Here is a 13887-nt window from a genome sequence, read left to right as displayed (position 1 = left end):
TGTTATCCGGCTCCGAAGAGCCGGATTATTATTGTTAGTGCTTGATAATATAAAGGTCTTTTGTATGCAGGTTGTCTAGCGGGTCTTTTCCTGTATACCCACCTACATACGGCTTAACTAAACGAGTATTAACATAGTAATAAAGAGGCACAACAGCGGAGTCTTTATCTAGGATTTTTTCTGCTTTATTGTACAAATCAGAACGTTCTTCATCTGTTTTCACTTGCAAAGTCTGCTTCATCACCGCATCAAATTCTTTGTTCTTATAGTGAACCGTATTATTACTACTATTAGACAGTAACATATTGAGGAAGGAAGACGGTTCATTATAGTCAGCACACCATCCTGCACGTGCGACATCATAAGCACCTTGGTGTCGGCTATCTAAGAAGGTTTTCCACTCTTGGTTTTCCAATTTCACTTCTGCGCCGATATTTTTCTTCCACATTGATGATGCAGCAATGGCAATACGTTTATGTAAATCGGAGGTGTTATACAGCAGGTTAAATTTCAACGGATTTGATTTATTATAACCAGCCTCTTCAAGTAGCTGTTTCGCTTTTTCATTGCGTTGCTCTTGCGTCATGTTGGTATACCAATCCGGTTTTTCAGTTTTCATGCCACTGGTAAATGGCGGTGTGAAACCATATGCCGGAATATCCCCTTGAGCCTTCACTTTATAGGTGATCACATCCCTATCCATTGATAGCTTCAATGCCTCTCTGACTCGAGGGTCATTAAATGGCGGTTTTTCGTTATTAATTTCGTAGTAATAAATGCACAGATATGGGTTCACGCGTAACTCATTAGGCATGCTTTTTTGTAGGCTCTTAAATTGCTCAATTGGTAAATTGCTATAGGTCATATCAATTTCACCGCTGCGGTAGCGGTTAACGTCAGTCACCTCTGAAGAAATCGGCAGGTAGGTCACTTGATCGATAATGGTATTAGCGTTATCCCAATATGTTGGACTACGCTCAAGAACGATACGTTCGTTAACGGTCCAATCTTTTAGTTTATAAGCACCATTGCCTACAAAGTTTTGTGGTTGCGTCCATTTAGCGCCATATTTCTCAACCACTTTTTTATTAACCGGTGACATTGATGAGTGGATCATCAATTTGGGGATATAAGGAACCGCCTCACTTAACTCCAGCACAAGAGTATGATCATCCAATGCTTTAACACCCAGCTCTTCGGGTTTTTTCTTTCCGGTAATAATGTCATCGACATTCTTAATGTGTGCATATTGTAGATAGCTCGCATAAGGAGAAGCAGTATCAGGATCAACGATACGTTGGAAACTATAAACGAAGTCTTGTGCTGTTACAGGGTCACCGTTTGACCATTTAGCCCCTTCACGAATTTTAAACGTCCACTCTTTAAAATCTTTATTTTCCCAACTTACAGCTGAACCAGGTAAGATTTCACCATTAGGACCTACGACCGTTAAACCTTCAAAGAGATCACGCGCTAAAGCCGATTCAGGAACACCTTCAATTTTATGTGGATCTAGGGATTGAGGTTCAGAGCCATTATTACGGACTAACGTTTGTTTTTCTGCAAGTTCAACACCAGCAGGCACTGTAGCGGCAAAGCTGCTCGCTATCCCCCCTGTCATCAATCCAGCGGCAACACCTAAAGCAATCATGGTTTTATGAATGTGTTTACTCATTTTATCCGTTACTCCCATACCATATATTATGGTGACATTGTGGATTAATATGTTTACCCATTCGGTAAACTGTTTTTTTAATTATTTAATTACTATTTATTATCTTGATTTATATATAACCGTTTAATATCCATATTATCAAGAGGGTCTTTTCCTTTGAATCCACCAACCGAAGGTTTAATTAAACGCACACTGACCCGATAATAGACGGGAATAATCGCTGAATCTTGATCGAGTAGTGCTTCCGCCTGCTGATAGATTTGTTTACGACTGGCGTCATCTGGCGCGCTCAATGCCTTTTCTAACAAAGCATCGAATTTTGAGTTTTTATAAAATGCGGTGTTATTACTGCTATCTGACGACATAATATTTAAAAATGCCGATGGTTCATTATAATCAGCGCACCAAGTCACACGCACAACATCATAGTTACCATCATGGCGACTCTGTAACGACGTCTTCCATTCTTGATTTTGTAAACTTACCTCGGCTCCAATATTTTTTTTCCACATTGAAGCTGCGACGATAGCCTGCTGTTTATTTTGATCGGATGTGTTATACAGAAGTGAGAATTTCAGTGGATTTTGCGCATTGTAACCCGCTTCTTCCAAAAGAGCCTTTGCACGCTGGTAGCGTTTTTCATTACTCCAATTTGCCCACTCTGGTGGGGAAAAATCGCCATTATTAATGAAAGTAGGTGTAAAACCATAAGCAACAATTTGCCCTTGTGCCATTATTTTATTCGTAATGGTTTCCCTATCTAACCCGAGCTTTATCGCCTCTCGCACTCTCGGATCGGTAAATGGTGGTTTGCTATTATTAATCTCGTAGTAGAACGTACATAGGTAAGGACGAATATATAATTCGTTCGGCCGTTCTATTTGCATTTTTTTATAAAGAACAGGCGGAATTGCTGAATTACTGATATCAATTTCACCGCTACGATAACGGTTTACATCACTCACTTCTGAAGAAATAGCTAAAAATGTCGCTTCATCAATTTTACTGTTTTGATTATTCCAATACTGTGGATTACGCTTCAAAACAATCCGTTCATTGACAACCCATTTATCTAATACATAGGCTCCATTGCCGATAAAATTTTTGGGCTGAGTCCATTTATCGCCATATTTTTCAATCGCTTTTCTGTTTACGGGCTTCATCGCCGTGTGATTAAGCATATCGATAAAATAAGGTACTGGATGGGTCAACGTGACTTGCAAATGTTTCTCATCCAACGCTTTCACACCAAGAGACTCAATTGGCTTTTTACCTTTTAAAATTTCAGAAGCATTCTCAATATAGGCATTTTGCAAGTAACTTGAATAAGGAGAGCCTGTTTTAGGGTCGGCTAACCGCTGCCAGCTATACACAAAGTCTTGTGCAGTCACTGGTGTACCATCGCTCCACTTGGCATTATCTCTGAGAGTAAACACCCATGTAGTATAATTATCATTAGTCCAACTTTCGGCAACACCGGGTGTCACCTTACCATCCACATCCGTATAAACTAGCCCTTCAAGAAGATTAAGAATAATATTGCTCTCAGGGATCCCTTCGACTTTATGGGGGTCTAATGACGAAACCTCTGTGCCGTTATTAATGGTAATCGCTTGCTTAATCGACGCAGACACTGGATCTGCATTAGTGTGTAATGCAACTAAAAATATAGGTAGTGAATACAAACTCTTGGTAAAAAAATTCATTATCACCCTCAACGGTTATTTGGTTGCTACAACAAACTTCAGCATCCTATCTGGTTATTTTGTTTCGCGTCATACCCTGAAACTTAGAGTATTTCCCTTTGGATTAGTTTTAATAATCCACTTTTGGCCTCTCACATTTTTGTTACAAAATGTTAAAATTGTGTAATCACCCGCAAGCTAGACAAGCCTGTATTAAACTAAAAGCGTTATGATTTTATTGTATAAATAGATGATTATTCTGTTATTCATCTATTCGCACAATTGAGACTTGTTTAAACATATCATTAACATTGAATAAATTAAATAGCGCAAAAATTTACTTGGCTCACATTTCCTTACTTTTTATGCCTTATTTAGCAAAAAATGCGACATATTATTATAAGAAAAGGGAATTGAAATCAGCACAAAATAACAGCAGATTAGCAGGCAAAAGATAATCTATTTATGACTATCATTTAATAGAATAACACCATCATTTTTTATTAGTGATACCTATAAGTTAAAAAACGATAATGGTGTTTATTTGTTTGGCGTTTTTTTAATCGGAATATTATTACTAATGTAATAGACACTTATAGATCACCATATAATAGTGATCTATGAGCAAGAGAATTAGTATGTCAAAAAATGATTATAGAAGACCGGGAAATAATGCTTTAACCCCTGTAACAATAAACTCTATCCCCAGAGACATCAGAAGCAGTCCCATAATTCGCGTCACCACGTTAATCCCTGTTTGCCCTAAGTAGCGAACAAGCAATGATGCCGAGCGGAACAGTAACCAACAGCAAAATGCAAACACAATACTTGTCAGCGCCAGACCGATAAAGTTTTGCCAACCATGCCACCGAGATGACCAAACGATACAAGAGCTAATTGCCCCCGGTCCTGCCATTAGCGGTAATGCAAGTGGTACTACCCCGATACTATCTCGCACTGCTGTTTCTGTTTTCTCTTGTTTATTTTGTTTGTCTTCACCGATTTTCCCACTGATCATCGACATTGCAATCGTTACAATTAATATTCCACCCGCAATGCGGAATGAATCGATAGAAATACCAAATACTTGCAGAATTGAATCACCGATTAATAATGATGTACATAAAATGATAGCGACAGAAGTATTCGCTATCGTATTTGTTTTGTTACGCCCAGCGCTACTTTGATAATTAGTCATGCTAATAAACACAGGCAGAATTCCCACTGGGTTTACTAACGCAAAAAGACCAATAAAAAATTTTATATAGCCTGATAAATCAAGTAATCCTGCACTCACGCATCAGCACCTTTAAATAATCAGATTTAAGAAAATCACAGATAGTTAAAGTTTATCACTAAATAAATAAAATAGATTCTGCTAAGTTTTATTTTAGCGGTTACTGTTAGTTATTCGCTTAAACTTCATGCAAATAATATGATTTTTTAGCTCTTTTTATTCGTTATCAAAAAATATTGTGTCTAATTTCAACAAAAAACATGCATTCCCTCAAAATAGGCTTGCTGAAAGGAGTCAGCTTTGGATTTTTGTGATCTAAATCACATCAATAAACACAAATAATGCTAATCTATTCTTAACTGATAGAGGGAGTTAATTTAAGAAAAGTACGCTTTTCACCTTGTACTAAAAGCTTTTTAAGCCAATAAGCGGATAAATAAAATATGTTAATAAATATAAACTATAATTTATCTACTCAGTTTTTAGCGTTTTAATGTTTCAAGAAGCACTGCTCATTGGCTTAAAAAGTTTAACATTTATCAGGAGTAATCTCTATGTCAGTAACTAATGTTACCGAACTCAATGACCTCGTTGCTCGTGTCAAAAAAGCTCAGCGTGAATTCGCTAACTTCTCTCAAGAGCAAGTTGACCGCATTTTCCGCGCAGCAGCGCTTGCAGCAGCAGACGCACGGATCCCGCTCGCTAAACTTGCTGTAGAAGAATCAGGTATGGGTATTGTTGAAGATAAGGTGATCAAAAATCACTTTGCCTCTGAATATATTTATAATGCCTATAAAGACGAAAAAACCTGTGGCGTGCTTTCTGAAGACCCAACTTTTGGAACAATTACTATCGCTGAACCTATCGGTATTATCTGTGGTATCGTTCCAACCACTAACCCAACCTCAACCGCCATTTTTAAATCTTTAATTAGTTTAAAAACGCGTAATGCAATTATTTTTTCTCCGCACCCTCGCGCTAAAAATGCAACCAATAAAGCGGCAGAAATTGTTCTTAAAGCAGCTATCGAAGCTGGTGCACCGAAAGATATTATCGGTTGGATCGATGCACCATCGGTCGAATTATCTAATGCATTGATGCATCACGAGGATATCAACCTGATTTTAGCAACAGGTGGTCCTGGTATGGTGAAAGCGGCATACAGCTCCGGTAAACCTGCTATTGGTGTAGGCGCAGGTAATACACCGGTTGTTATCGATGAAACAGCCGATATCAAACGTGCTGTGGCGTCTATCTTGATGTCAAAAACCTTCGATAATGGCGTCATCTGTGCATCCGAGCAATCCGTTGTTGTCGTCGATGAAATTTATAATCAGGTTCGTGAACGCTTCGCGACCCACGGTGGCTATATACTGCAAGGTAAAGAGCTTAAAGCCGTTCAAGATGTTATTTTGAAAAATGGTAGTCTGAACGCAGCAATTGTTGGTCAAACTGCATATAAAATCGCTGAAATGGCCGGTGTTACTGTACCTGTAACCACGAAAATACTTATTGGTGAAGTCAAGGTGATTGCAGATTCAGAGCCATTTGCCCACGAAAAATTATCGCCACTCCTCGCCATGTATCGCGCTAAAAACTTTGAAGAGGCTGTAGACAAAGCCGAGCAATTAGTCGAAATGGGGGGTATCGGTCACACCTCTTGTCTATATACAGACCAAGATAACCAAGCTGAACGTGTTAATTACTTCGGCGTCAAAATGAAAACCGCGCGTATCCTCATTAATACGCCCGCTTCACAAGGGGGTATCGGTGACCTCTATAACTTTAAATTAGCGCCTTCTCTCACACTTGGTTGCGGTTCATGGGGTGGTAACTCAATCTCTGAAAACGTTGGACCAAAACATTTGATCAATACTAAAACCGTGGCGAAAAGAGCTGAAAATATGTTGTGGCATAAACTTCCTAACTCAATCTATTTCCGTCGCGGTTGTCTCCCTATTGCACTTGAAGAGATCGCAACGGATGGCGCAAAACGTGCATTTATCGTCACTGATGGCTATTTATTTAACAATGGCTATGTTGAAGAAGTGGTAAATGTACTGAAAAAACACCATATTGAAACCGACGTTTTCTTTGAGGTTGAAGCTGATCCTACATTAACGGTCGTCCGTAAAGGTGCCGCTCAAATGAACGCCTTTAAACCTGATGTCATTATTGCATTAGGTGGTGGCTCCCCAATGGACGCGGCCAAAATTATGTGGGTTATGTACGAACATCCAGAAACGCATTTTGAAGAATTAGCACTACGCTTTATGGATATCCGTAAACGTATTCACCGTTTCCCTAAAATGGGAGTAAAAGCAAAATTAGTTGCGATTACAACGACCTCAGGAACAGGCTCTGAAGTTACCCCATTTGCAGTGGTAACGGATGATAAAACAGGTCAAAAATACCCATTAGCGGACTATGCACTGACTCCAAATATGGCTATCGTCGATGCAAACCTTGTGATGAATATGCCGAAATCACTGACCGCATTTGGTGGTCTGGATGCTGTGACTCATGCGATGGAAGCCTATGTTTCTGTATTAGCGAATGAATACTCTGATGGTCAAGCATTACAAGCGCTTAGCTTATTAAAAGAGTACCTACCGACGAGTTATCATGAAGGGGCAACCAATCCTGTTGCAAGAGAGCGTGTCCATAACGCTGCAACCATCGCTGGGATTGCATTTGCAAACGCATTCTTAGGGGTTTGTCACTCAATGGCCCATAAATTAGGCTCTGAGTTCCACATACCACATGGATTAGCGAATGCCTTATTAATTAGTAACGTCGTTCGTTATAATGCTAACGATAACCCAACTAAACAAACGGCATTTAGCCAATATGACCGTCCACAAGCACGACGCCGTTATGCTGAAATAGCCGATCATTTAGGTTTAACAAAATCTAGCGACCGTACCGATGCTAAAATTGAAAAACTATTAGCATGGCTTGAGGAAATCAAAGCAGATTTAGGTATCCCTAAATCCATACGTGAAGCAGGTGTGCCTGAAGCAGACTTCTTAGCACGCGTTGATAAGCTCTCTGAGGATGCATTTGACGACCAATGTACCGGTGCAAACCCTCGCTATCCATTAATTTCTGAATTGAAACAGCTATTACTGGATTCCTATTATGGACGCGAATTCACTGAACAAACATCCACAACAACAGCAGCAAAAGTGGAAAAGAAAAGTTCAAAAAAATAGTTAGGTAGCTAATTAATAAGAGAGGCACTGATTTAAAACTCAGTGCCTCTCTTTTTTAATAAGGATAATAAATGATTATTATCCTTATAATTTTTATGGGAAAGTGACTTTCCCTATTACACGATTAACTTAAATCTACTTTTAATTGTTATACGCAATTAATTAAAGTGAATCGCTTTTTTGGGAATAATGCCTTGGTTCATTAACTTAGCCTGTTCGATGGCTTCTGTATAATGCTTACGGCAGACAGAAATATACTTCTCATTACCGCCTATATCGACCTGTGCCCCTTCGTAAAGAGGAATACCATCACTCCCTATCCTTAATACTTTATTGGCCTTACGGCCGCAATAACACACGGTTTTTAATTCAACTAATTTATCAGCCCAAGCTAATAAATATTGGCTTCCGACAAATAGTTCACCTGAAAAATCAGTTCTCAGCCCATAGCATAAAACAGGTATATCACTGTTATCGACAATATCGCATAACTCTTCAACTTGCTGTTTTGTTAAAAATTGACACTCATCAATTAAGACACAATGTACCTTTTTTGTGCTATTTTCATTTTTAATGACTTCCGCCATATTTGTGGTTGGCGTAAATAAAAGTGCATCCGCAGACAACCCAATACGCGATGAAACTTTACCCTGCGCAAAGCGATTATCGATTTCTGCCGTGAAAATCAGCGTACGCATCCCCCGCTCATTATAGTTATAAGAAGATTGCAACAAGGATGTCGATTTCCCTGCATTCATCGCAGAATAGTAAAAATATAGCTGAGCCATCAGCCTAGTTCCTCTAAATTAATAAACAAGATAATTTTACCATAAAACATGTCATTAGATTAACAGTCATCATCTGGAAGCACTTAAAAATACAGGCATCAAATAGAGATATCGCCATTGATTTTGCTAAATCTTACCAATAGTAATCACTCTTTTCCCTCTTAAAACAGGTAAAATATCGAACTATCATTGGTAAAAATATAGCGTGCTCCCTAAAACATAGTACTAATTTACTGTATCAAAAAAAGAAAATTTACGTTTAGTCTCTCTTATTTGCTTCATTATCATGCCACTAATAACCTGACGTATTCTCGATGCGCCCTTCAAATTATAATCAAAAAAATTTCCAGCTAATTGAATCCGTTTTTCATTAGTTTGGATATTGATAATAGTGGTATATATATATCAGTGAAAAGTTAATATTTCTTTTGTAAAAAAATTGCTTTTACTAAAGATAACTTTTAAACTAATAGTGCAAATTAGCTATTGCAGAAAATAAAATAGCATTCTATTATTAGTGTACACAGGCCAACAATTAAATTTGAGACCAGGAAAATGAGCGAATCTTTAAAAGCATTAAATAACATCCGTACTCTTCGTGCTCAAGCAAGAGAAATTGCTTTAGAATCACTGGAAGAAATGCTGGAAAAATTAACTGTCGTTGTTGAAGAACGTCGTGAAGAAGAAAATCAAGTTCGTGCAGAGCAAGAAGAAAAGAACCGTAAGCTAGAAAACTTCCGTCAAATGGCAGAAGAGCAAGGTATTGATCTGAACGAACTGGTTCAAATTTTAGATACAGGTAAAGGCTCAAGCACTCGTGCTAAACGTGCTGCTCGCCCAGCTAAATATAAATACGTTGATGAAAATGGCGAAACTAAAACTTGGACTGGCCAGGGTCGTACCCCAGCAGTTATCAAAACCGCCATTGAAGAACAAGGTAAATCTTTAGACGATTTCCTAATCTAAGATCCATAACCTTATTCCCCAAAAACACCCTTATATAAGGGTGTTTTTTTTATCCTACGTTTAAGTTTTATTATCACTTATGCCGCTATTAGCCATTAAATTGTTAATCCCCTCCTGCTCCAAGGATAAGCAATCCTCTTTCGCTCGTTTTAGTCATCCTTTTATCTGCTAGTCATTTATTAATATTATTTAAATTTAAGCCATCGCTAAAAGTAAAGTTATGTAATCCTACTCAAACTTTTTAAGCATACGATTGAATAATAAAACTTATACGATACAAAAAAAATTGATGTATTTTTCTTCTAAATACGTAAATTAAATTAAGCAATAATTTACATTAATTGATACTTAACTATTGAAAAGCTACAAGGCGCACAAACAAAAAAAGCTAACATCTAGAGTTAGCTTTTATAAATCATCATAAGAAGAAACTGTTTATTTTTCTGCTTTAGAACTGTTCAATTTATTCGATATGGTTTGGATCCACTCAGAAAAATCTTCCCCTAATGAATCATGTTGCATACCATATTCTACGAATGCTTTCATATAACCTAGCTTATTACCACAGTCATGACTTTTACCACATAGATGGTACGCCTCTACAGGAGACTTATTTTCCATCATAATCGCAATAGCATCGGTTAATTGAATTTCATCCCCTGCCCCTGGTGCTGTTTTTGCTAGTGCATCCCAAATTTTTTCCGATAATACATAGCGGCCAACAATCGACAGATTTGATGGTGCTTCTTCTTTCTTCGGTTTTTCTACCATGCGGCTAATCGGTTTGCTTTCACCAGGAAGCAACGTTGCACCATTACAATCTACAATCCCATAATTAGAAACTTCATCTTCAGGAACGGGCTCAACCAAAATTTGGCTTGCTCCCGTTTCTTCAAAATGGGCCAGCATTTCGCTCAAATTAAACTTGGTTAAATCGGTGCTATAACGATCTAAAATAACATCGGGCAGAATAACCGCAAAAGGCTCATTCCCCACAAGAGGCTTAGCACATAAAATCGCATGGCCTAAGCCTTTAGCAATACCTTGACGCGTTTGCATGATAGTTACGTGACTTGGGCAGATAGATTGCACTTCATCGAGTAATTGACGCTTAACACGAGCTTCTAAAATTGCCTCAAGCTCGAAACTCGTATCGAAGTGGTTTTCAATCGAGTTTTTTGATGAATGAGTCACTAAAACAATTTCATTAATACCAGCAGCGATACACTCATTAACAACATACTGAATTAAAGGTTTATCAACGAGTGGTAACATCTCTTTGGGAATTGCTTTAGTCGCGGGTAACATACGAGTGCCAAGACCTGCGACAGGGATTACTGCCTTGCGTACCTTTCTATTTGTCATTTTAGTCATAACTCCAGAATTCTCCTAAGCACCCAAACTCTTTATATAATCAACAGTAATAAAGGTGCGTTTTTAGTGCGAGGCAGTATAACAGGAATAATTTTTGGATAAATAGTACAAAGCCCTAATTAGAGCCAATATGACACTTACTGGAGTAAATTTAAACAAAACTTAAGATTCAGGATTAAACATTAATTTAATATTTTGGTGGTTATTCCAAATTCGACATTGCCAAAATGTCCCTCGTACATCGAGATGATTGGAGGGTTGATGTTTTAAAGTTCCCAATGGAACACTCCTAGATAAGCTATATTGAGCATTCTCTGTTGCAACTTCCGCTTCTAACCCTCCACTAGCCAGAATAATCGCTTTATTACGCGTATTGAAGTACCCCAGTAATATCGGAAATTGCCCACTAAATCCGGAATCCTCTAATAAATAATTTATTTGATTAATAATTTTATCGATATTAGGTAGTTTTTTATCTGGAAAACTTACCGCATTTTTTAATAAATCGTTAAATACAACACGGATCAAGAACGCTGCCATAATTCCCTCCTGTGGAGAGCGTTCTATATCAAGGCAATAAAAACCAATTTGAGTATCTGATATTGGTGCGAGATCAAGAAGTAGCCCGAACCGGTTAATTTCATTTAATTGACGGTAATTAACGCGATAGCCATTAATCACTTGATTTATAGGTGGCTGCAATTGCTTTAACACTGGCGTGATATCTTGGTTATCATAGTTTATCAGTGTGGGTTGTAACCTATTAACAACTTGATCGTTGTATTGCTCAGGATACAGGTTACTCTGAATAGTAACTTTCAACTCCTCTAAATTTTTTATTGGTTTCAATAAAGCATCTTTTGCACCTAACCGTAGCATACGGTCAAGCTGCGTGAAATCTGTTGTTGCAGAGATGACAATAACAGGGATGTGAATATTTCGTGTGACCAACTCTGCCATAAAATCTTCACCACTCATGACAGGCATATTCAAGTCACACAAAATCACATCAGGGTTAAGGTTTTCTTCGGTGAGACGTATTAATGCACTCTGACCATTATCCGCGACAAAGACTTGCATCCCCTGAGCATGTAAGTACCCTTCTAACATTGAACGAAAAACTTTTTCATCTTCAACGATGAGTATCTTTTTATTTTTCATATTTAACCTACTTCTAGCTTTCATCGGTTATTTACTACCAATACTATTATTCATATGACAAAATCATTGTACTGTCATTTTTAAAGTATAGTTATTTTTATACCTTATACTTATTTTTATAGAGTAGAAGATGGAACAATCCCTAAACAACTGTTGTTTTTGTGGCAATTCACTCCCTTTTAGCCAATGCTGCCAACCTTATCTCGATAATCAGGCAATCCCGGAAACACCCGAGCAGTTGATGCGCTCTCGCTATAGTGCTTATGTGACAAAAAATGCCGATTACCTTATCGCAACTTGGCATCCTGATTGTCATGCCAATAACTGGCGTGAAGAAATAGAACAAAGCTTCTTACAGACACAATGGCTTTCTCTTCGTGTCATTAGTTCTTCTTATGCTAAAAATAGCGATGAAGGTTATGTGGAATTTTCAACTTGCTTTATTGATGAAAAAGCTGATCATAAACAGCTTATTCATGAACGTTCCCGTTTTCTGCGTATAGAAAAACGTTGGTATTACATAGATGGTATTACACCTAAAACAGGTCGAAATGATCTATGTCCATGTGGTTCCGGCAAAAAATTCAAAAAATGCTGTAACAATCATTAGTGGTCATGTTTTACCCATCGTAACGGAAATGCATAATGTATCGTTTGCTTATGTGCGCTCTAAGCCCTTCAAGCTACTGCTAAAACGATGCGCGAAAACATCTATTTATCGGATAGATGCAAGCCCTGTTTGCGCTATTTACAGTCACTTGAAGTATGATGAGTATGTAAGCTTTGTAAGTTAAGGATCAGACACTTCCATGCAACAAAAGAATGTACAAAAAAAAGTCCTTCGCACCATTTGTCCTGATGCAAAAGGCTTGATCGCAAAAATCACCAATATTTGTTACAAACACCAGCTCAATATCGTACAGAATAATGAATTTGTTGATCACCGCACTGGTCGCTTCTTTATGCGTACAGAGCTTGAGGGGATTTTTAATGATGAAACCCTACTCGCTGATCTCGATGACGCTCTACCGGCGGGTTCAAAACGTGAATTAAATTCATCAGGCCGTCGCCGTATTGTCGTTATGGTCACCAAGGAAGCTCACTGTCTAGGTGACTTATTGATGAAGAGTGCATACGATGGTTTAGATGTAGAAATTGCGGCAGTTATCGGTAACCATGACACATTGAAAGGCCTTGTCGAACAATTCGGTATTCCTTTCCACCATATTAGCCATGAAGGTCTAACGCGTGAACAGCATGATGAAAAAATGATTGCGCAAATTGACCAATATCAACCTGATTATGTGGTCTTAGCAAAATACATGCGTGTATTAACCCCAGCGTTTGTACAGCATTATCCGAACCAAATCATTAATATTCACCACTCATTCTTGCCTGCATTCATTGGTGCCCGTCCATATCATCAGGCATATGAACGGGGCGTTAAGATCATTGGTGCGACGGCTCATTTTGTTAATGATAATCTTGATGAAGGCCCTATCATTACGCAAAACGTTATTAATGTAGACCACACCTTCACAGCCGATGATATGATGCGCGCAGGTAGGGATGTTGAAAAAAATGTCCTTAGCCACGCATTATATTGGGTATTAGCTCAACGTGTTTTTGTTTACGGAAACCGTACTATTATCTTGTAATACGAATATTTGCTGTTTAAATATGCATGAAGCGCAAAAAAACAGCATTTGAACAGCTTTTAAAAAATTAATACTTTACAGGGGCGCGTCATTTGATATGATGCCGCCCGCTGTCAACGAATACAGCA

General features: G+C 38.2%; 10 protein-coding genes. 4 read left to right on the top strand and 6 right to left on the bottom strand.

The window, feature by feature from the left end; all coding sequences use genetic code 11:
* Positions 1-34: 34 nt before the first annotated feature.
* The 3 genes from oppA to I3B46_RS10395 form a co-directional block, all read right to left on the bottom strand.
* Entirely contained in the window at positions 35-1675 is a 1641-nt protein-coding gene (oppA, locus tag I3B46_RS10405; RefSeq protein ID WP_014656063.1) for an oligopeptide ABC transporter substrate-binding protein OppA, read from the bottom strand.
* Positions 1676-1767: 92 nt separating this feature from the next.
* Positions 1768-3381, bottom strand: a complete 1614-nt coding sequence (locus I3B46_RS10400) for an ABC transporter substrate-binding protein (RefSeq protein ID WP_004920261.1) — start codon at positions 3379-3381, stop codon at positions 1768-1770.
* 631 nt (positions 3382-4012) lie between these two features.
* Positions 4013-4657 carry a YchE family NAAT transporter gene (locus I3B46_RS10395; protein ID WP_104873511.1) on the bottom strand — a complete coding sequence of 215 codons (645 nt, stop codon included), beginning with the start codon at positions 4655-4657 and terminating at the stop codon, positions 4013-4015.
* Positions 4658-5151: 494 nt separating this feature from the next.
* Between I3B46_RS10395 and adhE the strand changes: the two genes are divergently transcribed.
* Positions 5152-7812 carry a bifunctional acetaldehyde-CoA/alcohol dehydrogenase gene (gene adhE, locus I3B46_RS10390; protein WP_014656066.1) on the top strand — a complete coding sequence of 887 codons (2661 nt, stop codon included), beginning with the start codon at positions 5152-5154 and terminating at the stop codon, positions 7810-7812.
* A gap of 158 nt (positions 7813-7970) precedes the next feature.
* Here adhE and I3B46_RS10385 read toward each other — a convergent pair whose 3' ends face one another.
* A complete protein-coding gene (locus I3B46_RS10385) occupies positions 7971-8600 on the bottom strand; it encodes a thymidine kinase (protein WP_004920273.1) in 630 nt (209 codons plus the stop codon).
* Positions 8601-9155: 555 nt separating this feature from the next.
* Here I3B46_RS10385 and I3B46_RS10380 point away from each other — a divergent pair.
* Entirely contained in the window at positions 9156-9566 is a 411-nt protein-coding gene (locus tag I3B46_RS10380) for an H-NS family histone-like protein (RefSeq protein ID WP_004920278.1), read from the top strand.
* A gap of 435 nt (positions 9567-10001) precedes the next feature.
* Here the strand turns inward: I3B46_RS10380 and galU are convergent, their stop codons facing one another.
* Positions 10002-10931: a UTP--glucose-1-phosphate uridylyltransferase GalU gene (galU, locus tag I3B46_RS10375; RefSeq protein WP_169342231.1), complete on the bottom strand. Its 930-nt coding sequence runs from the start codon at positions 10929-10931 to the stop codon at positions 10002-10004.
* A gap of 171 nt (positions 10932-11102) precedes the next feature.
* A complete protein-coding gene (gene rssB, locus I3B46_RS10370; RefSeq protein ID WP_014656067.1) occupies positions 11103-12101 on the bottom strand; it encodes a two-component system response regulator RssB in 999 nt (332 codons plus the stop codon).
* Positions 12102-12231: 130 nt separating this feature from the next.
* Between rssB and I3B46_RS10365 the strand changes: the two genes are divergently transcribed.
* Both I3B46_RS10365 and purU read left to right on the top strand, forming a co-directional pair.
* Complete coding sequence (locus tag I3B46_RS10365; RefSeq protein WP_014656068.1) at positions 12232-12711, top strand: YchJ family protein; 480 nt, start codon at positions 12232-12234, stop codon at positions 12709-12711.
* 199 nt (positions 12712-12910) lie between these two features.
* Complete coding sequence (purU, locus tag I3B46_RS10360) at positions 12911-13759, top strand: formyltetrahydrofolate deformylase (protein ID WP_004920291.1); 849 nt, start codon at positions 12911-12913, stop codon at positions 13757-13759.
* Positions 13760-13887: the final 128 nt, after the last annotated feature.

This window comes from Providencia sp. 2.29 (assembly GCF_015832305.1).
GTDB lineage: Bacteria > Pseudomonadota > Gammaproteobacteria > Enterobacterales > Enterobacteriaceae > Providencia > Providencia stuartii.
The sequence above is the reverse complement of the archived record's forward strand: the minus strand, read 5'-3'. Positions and strand labels throughout refer to the sequence as shown.

What these genes read in the sequence shown, in the direction of transcription:
- oppA (WP_014656063.1), bottom strand. Translation starts at nt 1,675, where the DNA reads ATGAGTAAACACATTCATAAAACCATGATTGCTTTAGGTGTTGCCGCT.
- I3B46_RS10400 (WP_004920261.1), bottom strand. Translation starts at nt 3,381, where the DNA reads ATGAATTTTTTTACCAAGAGTTTGTATTCACTACCTATATTTTTAGTT.
- adhE (WP_014656066.1), top strand. Translation starts at nt 5,152, where the DNA reads ATGTCAGTAACTAATGTTACCGAACTCAATGACCTCGTTGCTCGTGTC.
- I3B46_RS10385 (WP_004920273.1), bottom strand. Translation starts at nt 8,600, where the DNA reads ATGGCTCAGCTATATTTTTACTATTCTGCGATGAATGCAGGGAAATCG.
- I3B46_RS10380 (WP_004920278.1), top strand. Translation starts at nt 9,156, where the DNA reads ATGAGCGAATCTTTAAAAGCATTAAATAACATCCGTACTCTTCGTGCT.
- galU (WP_169342231.1), bottom strand. Translation starts at nt 10,931, where the DNA reads ATGACAAATAGAAAGGTACGCAAGGCAGTAATCCCTGTCGCAGGTCTT.
- rssB (WP_014656067.1), bottom strand. Translation starts at nt 12,101, where the DNA reads ATGAAAAATAAAAAGATACTCATCGTTGAAGATGAAAAAGTTTTTCGT.
- I3B46_RS10365 (WP_014656068.1), top strand. Translation starts at nt 12,232, where the DNA reads ATGGAACAATCCCTAAACAACTGTTGTTTTTGTGGCAATTCACTCCCT.
- purU (WP_004920291.1), top strand. Translation starts at nt 12,911, where the DNA reads ATGCAACAAAAGAATGTACAAAAAAAAGTCCTTCGCACCATTTGTCCT.